Genomic DNA, 21675 nt, shown 5'->3' on the forward strand with positions numbered 1-21675 from the left:
GCTTGAAATTCATATGTGTAATACCTATCTTTAAAGGTGAAATACTGAGCTATTATGTATGAATAAAAAAGACTATTATGATCTGCTAGGAGTGAGTAGAAATGCTAGTGCTGATGAGATAAAAAAAGCATATAAAAAACTAGCATTAAAATATCATCCTGACAGAAACCCTGGTAATAAGGAAGCAGAGGAAAAATTTAAAGAAGTAACAGCTGCATATGAAGTTCTATCTGACTCTGAAAAAAGAGCGGGTTATGATCGTTATGGTCACGATGGTGCTTCCGTTGGATTTGATTTCAGCCAAGCTGGAGGGGATTTTAGCGATATATTTAACGATTTTTTTAGTGGAGGATTCGGCGGCAGTACAAGTAGGTCAAGGACAAAAAGAAGTACAACAGGAGTATCTGGATCAGATCTGCGCTACGATCTTACAATTACCTTAGAAGATGCATTTAAAGGAATACAAGCACCTATACATTATGTGACAAATATAAAATGTAATACATGCCAAGGCACAGGTAGCGAAGGTTCAATCAAACCGGTTCAGTGCAACACATGCCAGGGAAGCGGTAGAGTTAGAACTCAACAGGGCTTTTTTACCATTGAAAGAACGTGTACTACATGCTATGGGGAAGGAGAAATAATACAAAATAAATGTAAGAAATGCGGTGGAAGTGGGCGTAAAAGAGATGAAGTAAATATCTCCGTTTCAATTCCAAAAGGCATAGAAGAAGGAGCTAAGGTAAGGGTCATTGGTAAAGGAGAAGCTGGAGCAAGAAACGGAAAAAGCGGAGATTTATACGTATGTGTAAAAATAGCTACTCATCAGATCTTCACTCGCAATAGAGCGGATTTACACTGTAAAGTGCCTATAAGAATGACACTAGCAGTACTTGGTGGTGAAATAGATATTCAGTCAATTGATGGAGCTAAAATAAAAGTAAAAGTCCCTGAAGGTACTCAAACTGGTACCAAACTACGTTGTAGGGAAAAGGGTATGCCATATATGAACTCACATGCTCGTGGTGATTTATACGTACAGGTAATAGTTGAGACTTTAAATCCAAAGAATTTAACCCAAAAGCAGATTGAGCTATTGAAAGCGCTTGAGGAAGAGAAACATGAAAGTGTAGAGCAGAAATATGAAGGATTCTTTGGAAAAGTAAAAAAAAAATGAGAAATTTGCTAAATGATATAAAGAGGTAGCTGTCTACACTTAATTCTTTTTACCAACTTGAAATCCTTCTCTTTTAGTGAAAAGATTTTTTTAAGTTATGCAAAAGTGATAAATTCCTTTATTTAAAGTCGAAGCTTTGCTATCCTCGCATTTTAATAATTTAAAATTAATGAACATAAACAAAAATGAGTTTTTATTTCTTCCTCTTGGAGGAGTAGGAAGGATTGGAATGAACGTTAGCCTATATCATTATCAAGGTAAGTGGATTATGATCGACCTTGGTATCGGTTTTGCAGATGAAACTATGCCAGGTGTTGAGCTACTCATTGCTAATGTAGATTTTATTGCTCAAAGAAAAAAAGATTTGCTTGGAATAATAATTACACATGCACATGAGGATCACTGTGGTGCAGTGCCTCATCTGTGGGAAGATTTACAATGTCCCATATATACAACAAAGTTTACAGTTAATTTTCTCAAGGAGAAATTAAAGGAGTTTCGATTGGAAGGTGTGGTACCTGTGAAAGAGGTAGACATAAATGGCAGCATAAATTTGGGTCCTTTTACCGTTGAGTTTATAAATGTAACTCACTCAATTCCTGAGGCAAATTCAATATTAATTAGCACTGAAGCAGGTAGTGCACTTCATACTGGGGACTGGAAATTTGATCCAAAACCTGTTGTTGGATTAATTTCTAATATAGAGCGTTTAAAAGAAATTGGCGATAAAGGTGATCTACTTGCAGCAATTTGTGATTCAACAAACATACTGGGCAAGCACGCCCCTGAATCAGAAAGTGAAATTTATGATAATATTTACAATATAATAAAGCGGTCTAAAAAATTGATTGCTGTATCGCTATTCGCCTCAAATGTGGCGCGGATTGAGACTATCGCTAAAGCTGCACAAGCACTAAATAGAAAAGTAGCCTTACTTGGCAGATCTTTATGGAGAATAGTGAAAGTTGCTCAGGATAGTGGTTATTTAACTGATTCTCCTAAGTTTCTAGAAGAAAAGGAGGCAGTAAATTTTCCAAGGGAAAAGCTGGTGCTACTTTGCACAGGTTGTCAAGGTGAGCCACTGGCAGCAACCTCAAGGCTTGCTAATAAGAGTCATCAAGCATTTAAAATGCAGCAAGGTGATACCATAATCTTTTCATCAAAAATCATTCCTGGCAATGAAACTCGTACACATAACATGCTCAATGCCTTTATTGATATGGGAGTGGAAGTTATTACTGAAAAAACAGAGAATGTTCATGCTTCCGGACATCCAGTAAAAGCAGAGCTAAGGGAAATGTATTCTTTGATAAAACCTAGGATAGCTATTCCAGTTCATGGTGAGTATATTCATACGGATGCACATGTAAAGTTCGCTAAAGAGTGTGGTGTGAAAAAAGCAATAATGATTGCACCAGGTGATATTGTTAATTTGGAGAATGGAGAAAAAGTTAGTTCAATTGATGTTGACTACTTTGGTATTAATGGTACGTTGCTGCGCCATCCAGAATGCAGCGTTATAAAGATGCGTGAGAGAATGAGAGATACTGGAGTTATTGTAGTAACAGCAATTGTGAATAAGAAAAATAAATTGCTTGCTAAACCAAAAGTATTTGCACCTGGTGTTTTCGAAGCGCAAGAAGATGCAGCCATTATGCAAAAGATCACAGAGAAGGTTGAGTCAGCATTTAGTCCACAACCGATAAAAAAAATAAGAAATAAGATTGAAAGTTCAATATTTAGTATCTTAAAGGAATATTTACTAAAAAGACCTATAATTGAAGTCCAAATAGAACGGGTATAGAAATATACCTCTTTTTATTAACCATTATTTGAGTAAGAAGTTAACAATGTATTCTTTGATGTTATTTCAGCATGCAATACTGGAATCCGTGAAAAAAAATCAGTGTCAGATCACACAAATATACAAACATTGTGATTTGAATCTACCAGAAGGGTGCCATCTCAACGCCCAGGCAAACATTGTAGTTTTAGAGCAATCTCCACCAGTAGAGTATCATCCCAATGCTCTGACACTGGAATCCAGTTTTTTATGCAACCTTGTCAAAGACGTTTATTTTAGAATAAAACAGCTACTTTTATGCTTGCCACCTCAGTGCACTTACTTGCAGTCAAATTTCTGGATTCCAGTGTCAAGTACTGCAGAAATTGCTTTACTCTACTGTAATGCAGTTTAACTTCAAAAGTAAGCTATTTGCTGAGATGACAGGAGTTAATGCGAGAAATCTAATGAAGCTATTCGTTCAGCTGGTGTTATTTATTTCGTTATTTATTCCTTACTCCACAAAAGCTGTTTTATATGTTGATATAAGAATAAGAAAAAGCAATATTGGTAATATTGATCTTGTTGTATCTAAATGCGCATGCAAGACAGAAGTGGAAAGTGAGCTAAGTGAAAGAATCACAAAAGTAATTGAAACAAATCTATCTAATAGTGGCTTATTTAATGTGAAACGTAACACGAAAGTTGAGTCCTGGAAAAGCGATACTGTAGTCACAGTAAGTTTAAGTGAAGTATCAAACAGAAATTTAGAGCTATCTTTTCGTTTATCTGAAAGCTTTACAAACAGAGAATTACTTGCTCAGTCGGTTGTTTTTCTAGTAAAAGACTGGAGGAAAACTAGTCATCTTGTTTCAGATATGATATATGACAGGTTAATTGGTGAGAAAGGACATTTCAATACAAAAATTACATATATCGCTGAAGAAAAAGATAGCAATCACAAATCCGTCCGTAAAATTGCTGTGATGAATCAAGATGGAAGTAATATAAAGTACTTAACAAATGGTGAGGAATTTGTGTCAACACCAAGATTTTCACCAAATGGAAAGGGTATTGTTTATATCTCATACACAAATGGTAAAAGTTATATAATATTAAAAAATTTAAAAGATAACACTGAATCAATAATCAGCGCATTTGAAGGAGTTATTTCTGCACCAAGATTTTCTCCTGATGGTAAATCTCTTTTTATTTCCCACTCATTGAGTGGTGAAACAAATATATTATCTCTAGACTTAAGCAGTAAACGAACAAAAAAAATTACTAAAGGTTCAGCTATAAGTACTTCTCCCTCTTTGTCTCCAGATCAAAAGTACATGGTTTTTAGTTCTGATATAAGTGGAAGTCAGCAACTATATATCATAGATTTCACTAAAAAAAGCAAAAAACCCAAGAGAATTAGTTTTGGAAATGGGAGATATGCTACACCTGTTTGGTCGCCAAAAGGAGATCTGATAGCTTTTACAAAAATTCAGTCAGGAAAATTTTACATAGGAGTTATGAAGCCAGATGGCAAAGAAGAGCGCTTGCTTTCAGAGGGACATAAAATTGAATCTCCGGCATGGCTACCAAATGGCAGAAAAATTATCTTTACTAATGCAGAATCACCAAGCAACTCTAAATTATATTTAGTAGATTTAGTAAAGAAAAATCAAAAAATGGTTTTTACTCCAACGAATGCTTCTTTACCAGATTGGTCTTATTTTTGAAAGTAGATCTATAAAATCGGTATAAATATTGCTTTATCTTAATCGTTTATAACCTTCGGTACTACGAAATACCCATGCTCCGATTTTGTATTGGATAATATTTCTTCTTTAATGTTTTGAGAATTTATAATATCATCACGTACATGGATATCCTTATCTATAGTTCCATAACGCATAGGAGAAATACCTTCAGTATTAACTTTCGACAAAGTATCATGTATCCAATCCAGCATTGTCAGTTCTTTTGAGTAGTATTTAATCTCACCATCGGATAACTTAATCCTCACAAGTTGTGAAGTTTTAAGAATTTCTTCTTTAGTAATTGTTATTTTTCTCTTATTTGCAAATTCTTTTAACAAAGTGATAACATCTTCTGTTGATCTAGCTGGCACTTTTACCTCCTTGCATAAAGGAAATTAAAATATTTGCAATTGAAACAACCTCTATCTTATCATTTTTTTCAAATTTGTGAAATACGGTGTCCGTAATTACTAATTTATCCAGAGAAGAGGAAGAGATTTTCTCAACTGCATTTCCTGAAAGGATTCCATGTGTAATGCACGAAACTACAGACTTTGCTCCTCGGTTTTTTAAAGCAAGAGCTGCATTAAATAATGTTCCGCCAGAGTCAACTATATCATCAACAATGACGCAATTTTTGTTTGCAACTTCTCCGATTACATTCATTACCTCAGACGCACCTGCTTTTTCTCTATATTTATCTACTACAACAACATCATTATCTAACTTGTATTTTTCCTCTAAAATCTTTACAAAAGTACGAGCCCTTCCAATTGCTCCAACATCAGGCGCAACTACTGCCAAATTCTCCTTGTATATAGAGTTAACAAATACTTCAAAACAGCTTAAATTAGTAACTGGTATATCAAAAAAACCTTCAATTTGACTTGAATGCAAATCAATAGCAGCAACGCTATTTGCACCTGCAGTTTGAATAAGATTTGCAACTAATTTAGCACTTAAAGCAGATCGCATATTATTATTTTTAATAACCCTATCCTGCCTACTGTATGCGTAATAAGGAATAATAGCTGTTATTCTCTTGGCTCCTGATCTCTTCGCTGCATCAATTGTAAGAAAAAGCTCCATAAGGTTATCATTTACAGGGGAAGAAATAGATTGTACTACGTATACCTCTTGATCACGTAGATCACTTGCTACTTCTACATTTACCTCACCATTAGCAAATCTTGACACCTGAGTAGGAAATAGCTGAGCATTTAGCCCAATTGCTATTAAATCTCCTAATTGTTTACCAGCGCTACCTATTATTATCTTCATATATATCAATTAAGTTTCGGAAATTATACAGAAACCATGGAATGATTAAAACTTTATTTTTGCCGTCAAGTAGCTCACAGAAAAAAAGTTACTCGAAACATTTCACTAGCTTTCTTAGCATAAGAACGGTACTGGCTGAGTTCATTAAGTAATTTTATGGGCAGTGGAATGATAAAAAGCGTTTTCACAAACACATTTTACTACATAATCAGCGCTAATATTAAAATGCTTATAAAGAGCTTCATAAGGTGCTGATTCTCCGAAATTTTTCATGCCAATAAATATACCGTTTGAGCCTACATATTTATGCCAACCCACTTCACTTCCAGCTTCAATTGCAACTTTGATGCTGTCATTATTTAATACCACCCCTTTATATTCATCACTTTGCTCGTCAAAAAGCCTCCAACACGGCATAGAAATGACCCTTGTACCTACACCTTTTTCCTGTAATTTTTCTCTTGCCTCAACTGCAATTTCAACTTCAGACCCGGTAGCAAATATCGTCACTTCTAGCTTCCCTGAATATTCGCATAGTATATATGCACCAAATCTTGATAGGTTGGCCAATTGGTCAGTATAAGAGTGCATGTAATTAATATTTTGCCTTGAAAGCGCAAATAGTGCAGGTGACTCTTTTTTCTTAAGTGCAATGCTAATGCACTCCAAAGTTTCAATTGCATCTGCTGGCCTAAAAACATACAGATTTGGTATAGCTCTCAGAGAAGCTAAATGCTCTATTGGCTGGTGCGTTGGACCATCCTCCCCTACTCCAATTGAGTCATGAGTCATTACATATATAACCTGCTGTTTCATCAAAGCTGAAAGACGTATAGCAGGTCGGCAGTAATCGGAAAATACTAAAAAAGTTCCACCATAAGGAATAATTCCACCATGAAGAGCCATACCATTCATACAAGCTGCCATAGCGTGCTCTCTCACTCCATAGTGTACATAAGAGCCACCATAATTATCACTATCTATTGCCTGCATGTGCTTATATTTAGTACAATTTGAACCGGTAAGATCAGCAGAGCCACCAATTAGTTCTGGCATAGACTTAGTTAATAGTTCCATTACTCTGCCGAAAGAAGATCGAGTAGCTTCGTTTGGCATGAGCTCACATATTTCTTTCTTCAGGTTAGCCAAATCACTCTCGATGTTATTCTGCAAACGTTTCTCAAGTCTTCTTTGTAGTTCTTCATTGATCAAGGATGTATAGTTTTGTTTTGCCCTCTTAACTGTTTCCATCCAAGCGTTTTTCACATCTTCTGGTACATAAAATGGTTCATAGTTCCAATTCAATTTTTCTCTCATCTGTTTTACATCTTCCTCTGTAAAAGCACCACTATGAGCAGAAGATGTGCCAGCACGGCTCGAAAATTTTCCGATAATAGTTTTGCAACAGATTAGTGTAGGTTTATCAGACTCTTGCGCCTGCTCTATTGAAAGGGATATAGCATCAAAGTCATGCTCATCGATTTTGTCAACATTCCATCCATACGCTGAAAAACGCTTTTCTACATCATCAGAGCAAGAGAGGCTAGTAGAGCCGTCTATAGAGATGTCATTGTCGTCAAAAAGTGCTATCAGCTTATTTAATTTAAGATGCCCAGCAAGGGACGCTGCCTCATGGCTTATACCTTCCATAAGACAACCATCTCCTAGCATTACGTAAGTGTAGTGACTGATTTCAAACTGCTTTGCAAGAATCGATTCAGCAAGTGCCATGCCAACAGCAGTGGCAAATCCCTGACCAAGCGGGCCTGTTGTTGCTTCTATACCGGAAGTTAAGCCAAATTCTGGGTGACCTGGAGTTTTTGACGTAAGTTGCCTAAAGTTTTTTAGTTCATCTATACTAATATAGCCTGTCAGATATAATATGGAGTATTGCAGCATCGAACCATGACCATTTGATAGGACGAAACGATCTCTACTGATCCATTGAGAATCATCAGGGTTATGGTTTAGATATTTAGCAAATAATACAGTGGCAATATCTGCCATGCCAAGTGGCATACCTGGATGTCCAGAATTTGCTTTTTGTACCGCATCAATTGATAAAAAGCGGACAGCATTTGCCATGGATTTTAGCAGTAGATGATTCATGTGTTAATAGGAAAACTTAAAAGTAAAGTATACTATATCATAGTGGCAAAAACAAGTTGACACTTAATGTTAAAATCATTAACAATTTATAGTTATATTGTGAGAATTTTTATATGACAACTGTTATCAATAGAAAGTATAGAATCAGTCGCAGGCTTGGTGTAAACTTATGGGGTAGAGCAAAAGATTCGGTAAATAAAAGAAAATACCCTCCAGGTCAGCATGGTATTCTTGGATTTAAGAAGTTATCTGACTTTGGTAAGCAGTTTGCTGCACATAAAAAATTTAAGTTCTACTATGCAATTTCAAGTAAACAGCTTAGGCGTACATTTTTAGATGCTTACAAAAGAAAAGGTTATACGGCTGATAATTTTATTGGTGCCTTAGAATCGAGGTTAAGTTCTGTTTTATATCACTCTGGTTTTGTGCCAACAATTTACTCGGCAAAACAGCTTATATCTCATAAACATGTTACAGTTAATGATAAGGTAGTTAACGTATCAAGTTATAGAGTGAAGCCTGGTGATATAGTAAAAATAAGGGAAAGAGCAGCAAAAATTCCTATATTAATAGAGGCTGAACAAAAACAAGAACGTAAGGCTCCAGATTATTTAGAGGCAAATAGCAAAGCACTTTCAGTGAAGTATTTGAGAGCCCCTCAATATTCCGAGGTCCCATATTCAACAGACATGGAAGTCAATTTAGTAGTAGAATTTTACTCTAGATAAATAAAGCCCGTGTGGCGGAATCGGTAGACGCAGCGGACTTAAAATCCGTGGGTTTTGCGACCTTGGGAGTTCAAGTCTCCCCATGGGCACCAGTTTAATTTACTAAAGAAGTATGAAATGGTTTGATATAGAAGATATTGCAGAAGCTCTAGAAGAGAAATTTCCAGATGAAGATATAATTACTATTAGATTCACTGAACTTAAAAGAAAAGTCTTGGACTTAGAAGAGTTTGATGATGAAAAGCATTGTAATGAAAAAACATTAGAGGCCATTCAAGCAGCTTGGATTGTAGAAAGATCTTAAAAAACAATAGCTATAAGAAAATTACAGCATACAGTAAAAAGATAATCTTCTTGGAAAGACTATACTTTACTCGAATTTTACTTAGCTTCATAATAATTTAACAAATTAAAATTAAAAATGATTACAAGGTAGGAAACACAAAATTCTGGCAAATGCTAGATATACAAACACTGCTTTTTATGTGTGAGGACGAGGGTCATGAAAAAAATAAGTTAGTTTTTTGTATAAGAGAGTTGCAATATAATTTAATTTTAAGCGCTGGAAAGATGTTTAAACATAGCGGACCAAAGAAATTAAAATCTATAATAGAAAACTATGCATTAAAATGCGTGAAAAATAAGATCAGCAAAAATGAAATACGTCTTATTTTAAACTGGAAAAGTATAGTTGGAGAGGAATTAGCAGAATGTACAAAACCACACAAGATCTCATACGCACAAAACGTAAACTCTGGTGTGCTGTATCTGTTAGTAACAAATGGCAGTAAAGCATTAGAAATGCAGCATATGGTTTCTCTTGTAATAGAAAAAATTACAGTGTTTTTTGGCTATAAAGCAGTATACGGTATAAAAATCAAGCAAGGGAGTTGACTATTTAACTATATCAGGTTAACCTAGTCGCATAGGATAAATTGGTATATCGAAGTGAGTAGAATTTGTGAGTTGACAAATAGAAAAAAGTCTTTTGGTAATAAGGTATCACATTCAAATCGTAAAACAAAGCGTACCTTTCTCTTAAATTTACATAAGGTTACATTGATGAGTAATATATTAGACAGAAAGCTTAGCTTTCGTATAGCAACAAGAACTTTAAGAACTATAGACTATAAAGGTGATCTTGATGCTTTCTTGCTCAATACAAAAACAATCAAACTAAGTAAAGAAGCACAAAAGATAAAAAGAAGATTAAAGAAAGCTTTAGCAAAACAAGAGGTAGAATTAGCTGTTTCAGATGCATAGTAAGCCTATATGGCTCAGAGCAAAAGCTCCAGCTGGCAAAATATTCAATGAAACCCTAAACACTGTTAAGCTACATAACTTGCATACAGTATGCGAAGAAGCTGCGTGTCCAAATATTGGTGAATGTTGGAATAAACGTCATGCTACTGTGATGATTCTCGGTTCTGTTTGTACTCGTGCTTGTGCGTTTTGCAACGTTACAACTGGCACCCCTGATAAGCTCGATCCTCATGAACCAGAAAATTTAGCAAAAGCAATAAAAAAGTTAAATTTAAAGCACGTTGTCATCACCTCTGTTGATCGTGACGATTTACCAGATGGTGGTGCAAATCAGTTTATAGGGTGTATAGAAGAAATTAGAAAGATAACTTCGGAAACAACAATAGAGATCCTCACTCCTGATTTTTTAAATAAGAAAGGAGCGTTTGAAGCAATAGCTATTGCATCACCTGATGTTTATAACCACAACATCGAAACAGTACCAAGGCTGTATGCAAAAATAAGACCAAGAGCTCGTTATTTTCATTCACTATATTTGCTAAAGATGGTAAAACAGATTAATCCTAAACTTTTTACGAAGTCAGGTCTTATGGTTGGTCTTGGAGAAACAAAAGAAGAAATCTTTCAGGTTATGGATGATTTACGTAGCGCCGAAGTTGACTTCATTACAATTGGTCAATATTTGCAACCAACTCCAAAGCATGTAAAGGTTGATAGATATGTTACCCCAGAAGAGTTTGAGCATTATAAATATATTGCTTATTCCAAAGGCTTTTTGGTAGTTGCATCAAGCCCATTAACGCGGTCATCGTACCACGCTGAAGAAGATTTTAACAGACTTGCTGCTGCTAAAACTTCAACCTAATTTAACCTATCTGTTCAAGGAAACGTGCAAGCCATTGCTCCCTTTCTTTTTATTCAAGTAGCTTCTTATCCTTCCAGTAGCCCATCAGCGTTATTTCAGTAACACCTGTTATCGAGTAGCCTAACACTGAAATCAAGAAGATTAACCAGGCAATCAGAACTGGTCACGTGCTGGAATGACATCATTGTTTTTTACATGAAAAGACTTAATGATAGCTATTTTCATGATAACCACTTATTAGTTTCGTCTAATTTATTTTACCACTCTGCTGAACAGATACATTCTAACTGAGAGCAAAGCACACTTACATAATTTAATACCTTCAGTGGCTCCCCTAGACTATGTTCCACTTTTGTCTCAAATTTAAATCCCAAATTTCCAAAAAATTCTTGAAAATACTAAATAGTAATGTCACACAAACTTCTACCACTTGCTTTATGATTTTTCAGCTCTTTCGGAATATTAACAAGCACCTTACCATCTTCATATATTCCATTTCTACCCTTACAGTTCAGTTTAAATTCTACTGAACTGTAAAAACCTGGTGTTTTGCTATCATTAGCAAGATCACTGCTAAGTACCCTTATACATTCCATGCTAAAACTTATTTTTAGACAATTGTGACTATGGCAATCCATACTATAAGTTAGTATTATATCAGAATCTAACACAAGCAAGCCAAGTGGAAAAAGAGCCTTTAATAAATGCAAAAACAAAAAATGATTATATCCTTTTGAGGATAACTAGTTATCAATTCTTCTATAACAAGGTCATTTGGAACTATTGCACCAACACGTATAAATATTTCCATAAAGACTACTTTAAGAAACAAACAATAGTTTCTTTTTCCTTTTTCATTCCCTAAAATGAGATCTTTATGTTTTGAATATAGCTCCTAGATAAGCTCATTAGACACTTCTTTCTCATTATAGTAAGGTTGTGTGACCTACCAAGGTCAATATATGTTTTGCAACTAAAGTTCCAACTATCTGATTTTATTGATATAGACTTTAAATCAGCATATTTGAGCTTTTTTACTTCAGATTTTAATGCATTAACTATTTTTTTTTGACATATCACAATCTTATATTATATACGTATTACGTGCTTTTCATCATAAGTAAAGGTTTTCTGTAAAACTTGATTTACTTTTTATTATACTCGCCTTATTAAAAAAAAGCGGAGATTTCAGTATCTTATTTTAAATTCTTCAAGTTTAGATTCTTATCTTGGAATGTGTTTATATCACTTAATTCTCCAAGTGTCTTATCCAGATTAAGCTCAAATTTTCCCTCAAAAAAGTGAAATCCAAATTTTTCGCAAAATTTCTAAAAATACTCAATAATAACATTAAACAAATTCTTATCATTTGCTTTGTAGTTCTTCTGCTCCTTAGGAATATAGCAAGAGACACCTTACCTTCTTCATACTTCACATTTTAGTTTAAACTCCACTAAGTTTTGTAAATTACATACTAAATTTAGTATCGTTATATACGCCATCATTTACGCTAAAACTGAACTTCAGACAATTTCGATCTTCACAACTTATATAGGCCCTTTCTCTGTAAGAAGGAATTAAATAGTGGAATGAATACATGCACAATCCAAAAGAATGAAGTGCTTGACCTTGAGAAGAAAAGAATTGCTTGTACCCAGACCTGTTATAATAAGTTATCAATTCTTCCATAATAGAGCTATTTGGAACTGCTGCACCGGCGTGTTCCGTGAAGATTTGCTTAAGAAACAGACGATAACTCCTTATTTTTATCCTTTGTAATGAGATTTACATGTTTTAAATATAAATTTTAATGAAATCATTAGTTACTGCCCTCCCATTAATAACAAAGTCACAAACAAATTCATGTTCACTATCGAAGTCCATATCCAAATCCTTATATTTTCTATAATCAGAATTTTCTGTAGACTTCAAATCAGCATATCTCCTCTCCCTCTCCTTACCTTTCAGTGCATTAACTATTTTTTTAACATATTATTCCCTCTATCACATATACTAATACTAGTAGTATATTTTATTGACTGTCAATTATTTAGAACCTTTGCTTTAAAGGACTTTCTATTTTTAATATAGATAAGTCCTTTAATAACTGTTATGTAAGCGATAGCTTTTTCATTGCTACCCTGTCTACTTCTGCTCCTTCCAGCTTGTTATCTACTCGTTCATGGTATAGATCTTTTCCCTTCATCCAGGATAGGTCGCTCTTGCTTAGAAACATAATTACCATTGTTCTCTCTAAAATCAAATGACTCACGTCTACTTTCTTCTTAACCAACTAATTTACAATCAACTACCCTTACAATATTGAATTTACCTAAATTTAATCCAAGTGTGATAAGGAAGGGGAGAAAATCTCGTTCATACAACACCGCTATTCTATAATCTCTTAAATCTTTTACATAACTTTCTGCATCCTCTTTCTTGTTAATCATTTCTTTCATCATCTTTTCTATTTTATTTTTCTCTTGTTTCTCTGTCATCTCTTCCTTTTCTTTTAGCATATGAGGGATACAATTACCTAGTTCACTTATTATTAAAGTTAAATACTTTAATAATTCACCGCACATTTCTTTTTGACTTAGTATTTTACTTTTATATTTAGATAAGATATCAACTGCCACGCTTGAATCATTTATTGCAATTAGATCATTATTTAAGTTTTTGTGAGCAATCATTCTACCATTAGGGTCAAACATTACCACTACTTCCCTAACAATATTTTTCAGGGATTGTTATATCCTTCCCTATATGAGAGTCAATAGCTTTTAAAGAATTAAAGTATATATATTGCACCTTTCTCTCCTGTCATTTTTTCTGAAAGAGCAAGAGCAATCAATCTAAAAGTATCTATTTCAACAGCAAAGTATGTTCTTTATTCACCTGTCATGTTATACATATCTCTAAAGAAACCCTTGATACTAGTATCTTCACCATCTATCTCCCATCCTTGATCTATTTCGCTCCAGCCATACTGATGCAAGTCTATAACATGTACTCCTTCAAATTCTTTCAGTTTACATTTTAAATCATCTATTTGATTTTCTTTGAATCCAGGACCGTTGATAATCAAATATATATCCCTCTCTTCTTTATTTATTAATTTATGATTTTTTATTATATCTAAGTAATTAAGGTCACTGTTTTTACCATCTGGTAAAGATGCACCGTGTACTCTTGGCACCCAAGTTAGTATTATTAGCGCTTCATTTGATAATTTTTTTTACATTACCGATCATTATTTTACCTTAGTATATTGCTATTTTTATAATATAGTGGATTTTTTAATAAAATGCAAGTGGACATTAAGATTTCACTTACGCTCTCTCAGTTTACAATTTTTGTTTCCGTATTATCTAATGAATCACCGTAAGTAACTGCCTTAAGATAAAACTTTCTCCCTTTTTGCACTTCAAAAGAAATTATTGAATTATCAAGTAGAATAAATTTTTCTGTAATAGTTTAGACTTGACCTGACAGAAGAATCGAAGAAGTCAAAACCGACATCAGAATCTATTTTAATGTTATCAATATTTTTTTTTGGTAAGCAATATGAATACTATCAAAAAAGGTCTGCATAGGAATAGCAATACTTACTGGAATGAGGTCTATCTCTGTTATAAGAATGCAACCAATGATCGACATCTAATTGAAGCTCCTCCAAAGTACTATAAATCTTTTTCCTAAAGATAATATTGTAACATTCATCTTGCATAGTTCTATGAAACCTTTCACATATACCATTAGTCTGTGGAGAATAAGCTTTGGTTCTAGAATGATCAATATTTTCTACTCTCAAACATAACAGGTACGCATGATTCCCTAGTTTACCACAATACTATGTACCAAGATCAGTTAAAATGCGTAGCAATGGAACTTTCTGTTTATCAAAAAATGGTATAACTCTATCATTGAGAAGATCTGCAGCTGTGATAGCAGTTTTCTCCGTATAAAGCTTAGCGAAGGCCACTATAGAGTAGGTGTCAATAAAAGTTTGTTGATAAATTCTTCCAATACCTTTGATATTGCCTACATAATAGGCATCTTGATTACCTAAGTATCCAGGGTGTTGTTTCTAACATTGGCTTCTTTTTGTTCCTTAGTTTTTTTTCTAAAGCAGCAACTTGCTCCTCTGTTAAAATTATACCGTCTTGGACCACCTTTGCTTCCAGGGCTTTCAATCTCTTTTTAAAATTTTCGAGATCGTTTCTTTGCCATATTGACCTTATACCACTAGCAGATATTAGAATTCCTTTTTTCTTTAATTCATTAGCTGCTCTTTCTTGTCCATATGCTGGAAACTCTACTGCTATTTTAACTACTGCTTCTTCTGTATCCTTTGGTACTCTATTGGTAAGTAATGGTTTGCTTTTGTTTATCTCATATAATGCTTTTCCCCTCCTGTTTCATATAGCTCTTTGAAGCGGTAAAATGTATCCCTTGCATACCCCATTACTTTACACGCTTGGGATACATCTCCTAATTGCTTTGCAAGTTCTAGTAACCCCAACTTTGGTTCTAGTGTTTTTCTTGTGTTGTACTCATTTCTGACACTCATTTATAATTTATTTATATTTTTATCTTGCTTCATTAAGCTGTTAGATCAGGTCTAAACTGTTATAGCTTATTGCTAATTGCTGGAAGAAATGCAACGAAATATTTCCCTATCTTGCTCTTTGCTTTTCTAGGTCTAAAAGTATATCCTAGGTAATCAAAGCTTTGTATAGGAAACATATTCTTCCTGTTCTCATCCTTACAATACATAATTTGTGTTTTATCAGGATGTAACTTTAGCTTATATTTGGCTAATCTTTCTTCGATCACTACTCTCATAAATTCTTCCCGTTTTTGCGTCTTGCATTCCACTATCGCATCATCTACATATCTCTCAAATGGTACTGTAGGGTAGTTCTGTTTCATCCATATATCAATGCGTGATGCATGAATATATTCGAAATGATTGTGCTAACTGAATCTCCTTGCGTAACTCCCTTTTCCCTAACTTCCTCACTGCCATCTTCTAGCTGAATAGCGGCTTTCATCCACCTTTCAACATACATTATGATCCATTTGCAGTTTGTATACTTCTTGATAGATTGCAATGCCAACTCGTGATCCAAATTGTCGAAAAACCCGGATATATCTCGATCTATCGTCCAATCATACCTCCAGCATCTTTTCCTTGCCTTATCTACCTCATCCAGTGCTGATTTATTTGGTCTATAACCATATGAATCTTCATGGAATTTTGGTTCTACTAGCGGCTCAAGATACATAGAAGCAGCCGTCTACCCTATCCTGTCGAATACTGAAGGAACACCTAAAATTCTTTGTCCCACTCCCGTATCTTTCGGTATTGCAACAGCTTTTACCGGCCCTGGAAAATAACTTCCGGATGACATTAGATTCAATAATTTGTATAGATTATCTTTTGGATTTTCTTCAAACTTTATTATCGATACCTCATCCACACTAGCAGCACCTCTATTCTTCGATACTTGTTTATAAGCCCTCCAAATAAGTTGCTTTGGTATATTAAAAGACTTTGTTTTATTCATTAACTACTCCCTTTCGGTTGATACATAATTAAAACTGAATAACTCAGCTCCTTCGCTCCATTCCCATTACATAAACTTCTTCACTACTACAAGCTGATCCTCCCCCTGTTCTTCGCATCGGTACCCTCATCCCTTAAGTTTAGCTTCTTGGATTTCTCCCTTTTCATCGAAACGACAGGTTGCAGCAGTTCTACACAATAGCCTATAATAGTTTCACGCCACCTTTATGCCGGACGCCACCCACACAGTAAGCAAGTTCCTTGTAGATCTATCCCAGGAGAGATGGGAGCTCCTGGTTTTGAAGTCGTTTCAGCTCTTTCGACACTTCATCAGTGGTTCATTTTCATTCGCCTCTCTATTTCGTACATGACACGTATTTGCGCATTTTCCATAACTCTCACTACCTTGACTCTTTATTAAAGCAGCTTATAGTTGTTTAAAGCCTGCTCTTGCAAGCCGACTGTGAGGGACCTCAGTCATCTATTATTGTGCAGCTTAATCACTTAGTTTGCTCGTTTCTGATCTTTTTTTTGTGTCTCTACGACACACCCCATCCTTGGCAAACTAATTTTATTGAAGAATCTTTAAACCCTTTTGTACCAAATTTTAATGAAGCAAAAAATTCTTCTAATTCTTCAAAAGGACAACTATTTTTCTCTAATTTTACTTTTATAATATTGCTTAACATTGTAACTCCACTAACCGTTTTATACATGTAGCTTAACACTATTTTAATAATTTATTAAGAAAGTTTAACTATTAATTATAGTATTTAATAAAATGAATAGACTCTTTTACATTTCATCTGCAAGAATCTTTTCCTTAGTTTGTAAATAAAGATTTACTGAATCTAATTGCCGCAGGTTACGTTTAGTAATATAATCTCATATTAAATAAAACTTTACCTAAGTTTATGCCAGACTCTACGTTAGTTTTAACAACTATTCTTATATTCCTCATCTTTGCGTCGTCACTTTTTTTTATAAAAAGGATATTTGGATCAACGAATAAGAAGATAATAAAATCCTTCAGAAAAATTGCTCAGCAGATTAATGCGCTAGAGCAAGAAATGCAGAGCTTATCTGATGAGGATCTTGCTGGTAAAACTGCGGAATTAAAACAAGAACTGAAAAATGGAAAAACACTAAATGACCTTCTCGTACCTGCATTTGCGGTTGTACGAGAAGCATCACGAAGATTCCTTAACATGAGGCATTTCGACGTTCAGCTGATTGGTGGCATGGTTCTCCATAATGGCATGATATCAGAAATGAAAACAGGAGAAGGAAAAACACTAGTCGCAACTTTAGCTGCATACCTTAATTCTTTAGAAGGAAAAGGTGTGCACGTCGTAACTGTTAACGATTATCTTGCAAAACGAGATACAGAGTGGATGAGTAAATTATATAATTCTCTTGGAGTTTCTGTTGCATTTATTACAAATAATTTGAAAGATGACGAGAGAAAAAAGGCTTATAGAGCAGATATAGTATACTCAACAAATAATGAACTTGCCTTTGATTATCTACGAGATAATATGAAATTTTCTCAAGAAGATATGGTTCAGAGAGGCTTCAATTATGCAATAGTAGACGAAGTAGACTCAATACTGATTGATGAAGCGCGTACTCCGCTCATTATTTCTGGCCCACTTGAGGAAAATGATCAGATATATAAGCATATCAATAAAATAGTAATCAAATTAGTTGATTCTGACTATGAAGTCGATGAAAAGAGTAGAGCAGTGTTCCTCACTGAAAATGGCATTTCACGAGTGGAGGAATTACTAAAATCGTATAACCTCATTCCTGGAAATTCCTCGCTCTATGATACTGGCAACATTATACTGACTCATTACATAGATCAAGCACTTCGTGCACATAAGCTGTTTACTGCTGATAAAGATTATATAGTGAAAAACGGTAAGGTGGTAATTATTGATGAGTTTACTGGGCGCATGATGGAAGGTAGGAGATATTCTGATGGTCTTCACCAGGCACTGGAGGCAAAGGAGAATCTTGAAATTCAGCATGAAAGTCAAACTTTAGCATCAGTCACATTTCAGAACTACTTTCGTATGTACAACAAACTTTCTGGTATGACAGGAACAGCAGCAACAGAGGCAGAAGAATTTCGTGATATATATAGATTAAATGTAGTAAAAATTCCAACTAATGTGTCTGTTAAAAGAATAGATGTTGATGATGAAATTTATGGCACAGAAAAAGAAAAATTTAGTGCTGTATTGAAGTTTATAGCAGAATGTCACAAACGTCTTCAACCAGTGCTTGTTGGCACTGTGAGTATTGAAAATTCTGAAAAACTTTCCGATCTTTTGAACAGTCATTCCCTTAAGCATTCAGTATTGAATGCTCGTTATCATGAACAAGAAGCGTATATAATAGCGCAAGCTGGAATACCAGGCAGCATTACTATAGCAACAAACATGGCAGGACGTGGAACTGATATTCAGCTTGGTGGAAATGTTGAAATGATTGCAAAAATAGAGCTCGAGAAAATAAAAAATGCTAATGAAAGAGAAAAAAAATATCAAGAAATAGTCGAAAGAGTAAAAAAAGATAAGGAAATTGCTATAAAAGCTGGTGGCTTATGTGTTATTGGAACCGAAAGGCATGAAAGTAGGAGAATAGATGATCAATTACGTGGACGTTCTGGCCGCCAAGGTGACCCCGGGCTTTCTAAGTTCTTTCTATCACTTGAAGATGATTTAATGAGGATATTTGGTTCTGATAGAATGAGGAATTTTTTGCAAAGAGTGGGACTAAAGAACAACGAGGCTATTCATCATCCATGGATTAATAAAGCACTTGAAAAAGCACAGAAAAAAGTTGAAGTTAGAAATTATGATGTGCGGAAGTCTTTGCTAAAGTTTGATGATGTAATCAACAATCAACGTAAAGTTATTTTTAAGCAGAGAAATCATATTTTAAACAATGAAATCAATGATTTAGTTGAAGTATATAGCGAAGTAAATGAGGATATAATAGAAGGTATAGTACAAAGTGGTTATTACGAAGATTATGTTCAAGATATTGCAAAAGAATTCCACATAAGATACGGGATAACGCTTAATCTAAAAGAATTTTTGAATAAACAAGAAGCCTTGGATTATATAAACGACAAGATACAAGAATTTTTTACTGAGAAAGAAAAATATTTCAATAGTCAACAAACTACAGGTTTGTGGAATACGATAGTGAAACAAGTGATGATCATGACACTTGATCATTTATGGAGGGAGCACCTTTCGGTCTTAGAGAGCCTAAGACAAAGCATAAATTTGCGTGCCATGGGGCAAAAAGATCCACTGAATGAATTTAAACGCGAAGCTTTCTTAATGTTTGAGTCGATGCTTGAAAAGTGGAGGGAGATTACCATTCACCGCCTAGCGCACTTTAAGTTACTAGACAATCAAGAAATAGGCAATAGGTCACGCTCTACTAAAAATAGCAGACTTCCAAAAGTTTCAAGAAATGACAAGTGTCCTTGTAACTCTGGAAAAAAATACAAACACTGTCACGGTGCAGTTGCCGTAGTGAGTTAGTTGTTGCAAGCACATTATAGCTGCTATAGCTAACCGAAGTAAGACCTGCTCGAGCACTCTGAAAGACAAAATCAATGGAATAATTTTAACTGAAGAGCAACTTGCAGCTTTAGAGAAAGTGAAAGAATAAAGATGGTGAAATTGAAATACTGGTTATTTGGGTTCTCAAGACACTTATTATGTAGGCAATATCAAAGGTATAGGAAGGATCTACCAGCAAACTTTCATTGATACCTATTCAAGGGTTGCTATGGCAAATAGACAAAACTGCAATCACTGCTGTAGATCCTCTTAATATACCATTCTTTGATGGATAAAATGTGTCATTATCACGCATTTTGACTGATAGGGACTGTGGCAAAACAGAGAATCATTCTTATCAGCTTTATTTGGGAATTGAAAACATTGATCATTCAAGAACTAAGGCCAATTCTCCACAAACTAATGTAATATGCAAGAGGTTTCATAAAACTACGCAAGATGAGTGTTACAATATTATCTTTAGAAAGAAAATCTACAGCTCTTTGAAAGATTTGCAGATTGATGTTGATCATTGGCTGCGTTCTTACAATGAGACAAGGCCTCATTTAGGCAAATATTGCTATGCCTATGCAAACTTGTCTTGATAGTAAACAAATTGCTTTTTAGAAAAATATTAGTAACATTAAACAAGAGACTGATATTAGTTTTGAATTCTTCTGTAAGTTAATTCTCACCTGTCAGATTAATTTTTGTCTAGTACATATTAACCCCACTAACTTACTAATACTTAAGTATGGGTACAGAAACATATACATGTTGACGCAATTCAACCTCTCTACTTGATTATTTGCACATACTTCTTGTACAACTTCTTTAGCTTTCTATCCAATATCTCCAACTAATATTGGATATCGATATATTTGTTATCCACACTATGTGATACATATACATAGTGACTTCTTTTTCTATAACATTCCACATTATTTGAGATTTTTCACCTTAAAATTATATCCTTAAAAGGATGGACTTTAAGTCCAGGGTTTTTCTCCTAAATTTTGGACAATAAAATCTAACGTGACTTCGCGCCAAATGTGATGCTGCTCAGCAGGTAAGCCAATTAACGGGCTACATTTATATACTGCACGCATTGCATTATCTGCTGCTGATCTAAAAAGAGGATCATTTTGATAAGAACTAATATCTGCTACGTTGGCTACAATGATCTCGCCTTTACTAGATAATAATAAGTTAATTTTTATACTAAAACTTTCTTTATAAACTATGCCCTCAGGAATTCTCCAACACTCTGTCAGTTTATCCCTGATAGAATTAATAATTTCTGTTACAGCCAATTCATCATCTTTGTTCTCAATATTTTTCTTATCTCTTATTTTATTTTTCACCTCTTTAATGTCTTCTCTTAGTTTTCTTTCTACACCCTTTTTTCTTTTGGGAATTGGAATATCCTCATCAATTTCCTGTATTTCAATAATTTGCCTCGGTTGTACTAACTCAACTAATTCTTTTTTTCTTTGTGGTATAGGAATAACTGACGAATCATCCGTTTGGGCTTTCATTGAAAAAAGCAAAAAACAATA

Annotated in this window: 20 protein-coding genes, 1 tRNA gene and 4 pseudogenes; 11 read left to right on the top strand and 14 right to left on the bottom strand. The window is 34.4% G+C overall.

Features of this window, described 5'->3' with window-relative positions; genetic code table 11:
- The first annotated feature begins 58 nt into the window (after positions 1-58).
- The 3 genes from dnaJ to wTpre_RS01910 all read left to right on the top strand — a co-directional run bounded on the left by dnaJ (position 59) and on the right by wTpre_RS01910 (position 4690).
- Entirely contained in the window at positions 59-1177 is a 1119-nt protein-coding gene (gene dnaJ, locus wTpre_RS01895; RefSeq protein ID WP_068651559.1) for a molecular chaperone DnaJ, read from the top strand.
- Positions 1178-1346: 169 nt separating this feature from the next.
- Entirely contained in the window at positions 1347-2981 is a 1635-nt protein-coding gene (locus tag wTpre_RS01900; protein WP_068651561.1) for a ribonuclease J, read from the top strand.
- A gap of 446 nt (positions 2982-3427) precedes the next feature.
- Positions 3428-4690 (top strand): Tol-Pal system protein TolB, encoded by a 1263-nt coding sequence (locus tag wTpre_RS01910; RefSeq protein WP_068652597.1) that lies wholly within the window; start codon positions 3428-3430, stop codon positions 4688-4690.
- Positions 4691-4728: 38 nt separating this feature from the next.
- Here the strand turns inward: wTpre_RS01910 and gatC are convergent, their stop codons facing one another.
- The 3 genes from gatC to tkt form a co-directional block, all read right to left on the bottom strand.
- On the bottom strand, positions 4729-5082 hold the full coding sequence (gene gatC, locus wTpre_RS01915; protein WP_068651565.1) for an Asp-tRNA(Asn)/Glu-tRNA(Gln) amidotransferase subunit GatC: 354 nt from the start codon (positions 5080-5082) through the stop codon (positions 4729-4731).
- Positions 5072-5992 (bottom strand): ribose-phosphate diphosphokinase, encoded by a 921-nt coding sequence (locus wTpre_RS01920; RefSeq protein WP_068651566.1) that lies wholly within the window; start codon positions 5990-5992, stop codon positions 5072-5074. Before wTpre_RS01920 ends, gatC begins: the two co-directional genes overlap by 11 nt.
- Positions 5993-6136: 144 nt before the next feature.
- Positions 6137-8101, bottom strand: coding sequence for a transketolase (gene tkt / locus wTpre_RS01925; RefSeq protein ID WP_068651568.1), 1965 nt, complete (start codon positions 8099-8101; stop codon positions 6137-6139).
- Positions 8102-8214: 113 nt separating this feature from the next.
- Between tkt and rpsD the strand changes: the two genes are divergently transcribed.
- The 6 genes from rpsD to lipA all read left to right on the top strand — a co-directional run bounded on the left by rpsD (position 8215) and on the right by lipA (position 10957).
- Entirely contained in the window at positions 8215-8829 is a 615-nt protein-coding gene (rpsD, locus tag wTpre_RS01930; protein WP_068651570.1) for a 30S ribosomal protein S4, read from the top strand.
- 5 nt (positions 8830-8834) lie between these two features.
- Positions 8835-8921, top strand: a tRNA-Leu gene (locus tag wTpre_RS01935).
- A gap of 20 nt (positions 8922-8941) precedes the next feature.
- Positions 8942-9133, top strand: coding sequence for a Fe-S cluster assembly protein IscX (gene iscX, locus wTpre_RS01940; RefSeq protein ID WP_068651572.1), 192 nt, complete (start codon positions 8942-8944; stop codon positions 9131-9133).
- 152 nt (positions 9134-9285) lie between these two features.
- Positions 9286-9723 carry a DciA family protein gene (locus tag wTpre_RS01945; RefSeq protein ID WP_410543217.1) on the top strand — a complete coding sequence of 146 codons (438 nt, stop codon included), beginning with the start codon at positions 9286-9288 and terminating at the stop codon, positions 9721-9723.
- Between the two features lie 54 nt (positions 9724-9777).
- A complete protein-coding gene (rpmB, locus tag wTpre_RS01950; protein WP_068651574.1) occupies positions 9778-10092 on the top strand; it encodes a 50S ribosomal protein L28 in 315 nt (104 codons plus the stop codon).
- Positions 10085-10957: a lipoyl synthase gene (lipA, locus tag wTpre_RS01955; protein ID WP_068651576.1), complete on the top strand. Its 873-nt coding sequence runs from the start codon at positions 10085-10087 to the stop codon at positions 10955-10957. Before rpmB ends, lipA begins: the two co-directional genes overlap by 8 nt.
- 398 nt (positions 10958-11355) lie before the next feature.
- Here the strand turns inward: lipA and wTpre_RS06430 are convergent, their stop codons facing one another.
- The 9 genes and pseudogenes from wTpre_RS06430 to wTpre_RS05825 all read right to left on the bottom strand — a co-directional run bounded on the left by wTpre_RS06430 (position 11356) and on the right by wTpre_RS05825 (position 17218).
- Positions 11356-11553 (bottom strand): hypothetical protein, encoded by a 198-nt coding sequence (locus wTpre_RS06430; protein WP_245609527.1) that lies wholly within the window; start codon positions 11551-11553, stop codon positions 11356-11358.
- Between the two features lie 871 nt (positions 11554-12424).
- Positions 12425-12646: a hypothetical protein gene (locus wTpre_RS06435; RefSeq protein ID WP_245609528.1), complete on the bottom strand. Its 222-nt coding sequence runs from the start codon at positions 12644-12646 to the stop codon at positions 12425-12427.
- Positions 12647-12751: 105 nt separating this feature from the next.
- Entirely contained in the window at positions 12752-12889 is a 138-nt protein-coding gene (locus tag wTpre_RS06440) for a hypothetical protein (protein WP_245609529.1), read from the bottom strand.
- 178 nt (positions 12890-13067) lie between these two features.
- Positions 13068-14171: pseudogene (locus wTpre_RS07370) on the bottom strand (hypothetical protein).
- A gap of 314 nt (positions 14172-14485) precedes the next feature.
- Positions 14486-15530, bottom strand: a pseudogene (locus wTpre_RS01975) (IS481 family transposase).
- Positions 15531-15589: 59 nt separating this feature from the next.
- A complete protein-coding gene (locus wTpre_RS07170) occupies positions 15590-15892 on the bottom strand; it encodes a reverse transcriptase domain-containing protein (protein ID WP_083495756.1) in 303 nt (100 codons plus the stop codon).
- On the bottom strand, positions 15889-16248 hold the full coding sequence (locus wTpre_RS07175; RefSeq protein WP_256359295.1) for a reverse transcriptase domain-containing protein: 360 nt from the start codon (positions 16246-16248) through the stop codon (positions 15889-15891). The genes wTpre_RS07170 and wTpre_RS07175 overlap by 4 nt, the downstream gene beginning before the upstream one ends.
- A 12-nt stretch (positions 16249-16260) precedes the next feature.
- Entirely contained in the window at positions 16261-16530 is a 270-nt protein-coding gene (locus wTpre_RS06455) for a hypothetical protein (RefSeq protein ID WP_245609532.1), read from the bottom strand.
- A gap of 538 nt (positions 16531-17068) precedes the next feature.
- Positions 17069-17218 carry a hypothetical protein gene (locus wTpre_RS05825; RefSeq protein WP_179945525.1) on the bottom strand — a complete coding sequence of 50 codons (150 nt, stop codon included), beginning with the start codon at positions 17216-17218 and terminating at the stop codon, positions 17069-17071.
- Positions 17219-17443: 225 nt separating this feature from the next.
- Between wTpre_RS05825 and secA the strand changes: the two genes are divergently transcribed.
- Both secA and wTpre_RS01995 read left to right on the top strand, forming a co-directional pair.
- A complete protein-coding gene (gene secA, locus wTpre_RS01990; protein WP_068651578.1) occupies positions 17444-20095 on the top strand; it encodes a preprotein translocase subunit SecA in 2652 nt (883 codons plus the stop codon).
- A gap of 73 nt (positions 20096-20168) precedes the next feature.
- A pseudogene (locus wTpre_RS01995) lies at positions 20169-20743 on the top strand (integrase core domain-containing protein); the annotation flags it as partial.
- Between the two features lie 95 nt (positions 20744-20838).
- On the opposite strand, the pseudogene wTpre_RS02000 reads toward wTpre_RS01995, so the two are convergent.
- Positions 20839-21056 (bottom strand): annotated as a pseudogene (locus tag wTpre_RS02000) (transposase); the annotation flags it as partial.
- Between the two features lie 49 nt (positions 21057-21105).
- A complete protein-coding gene (locus wTpre_RS02005) occupies positions 21106-21654 on the bottom strand; it encodes a hypothetical protein (protein WP_068651580.1) in 549 nt (182 codons plus the stop codon).
- Positions 21655-21675: the final 21 nt, after the last annotated feature.

Source organism: Wolbachia endosymbiont of Trichogramma pretiosum, from assembly GCF_001439985.1.
Lineage (GTDB): Bacteria > Pseudomonadota > Alphaproteobacteria > Rickettsiales > Anaplasmataceae > Wolbachia.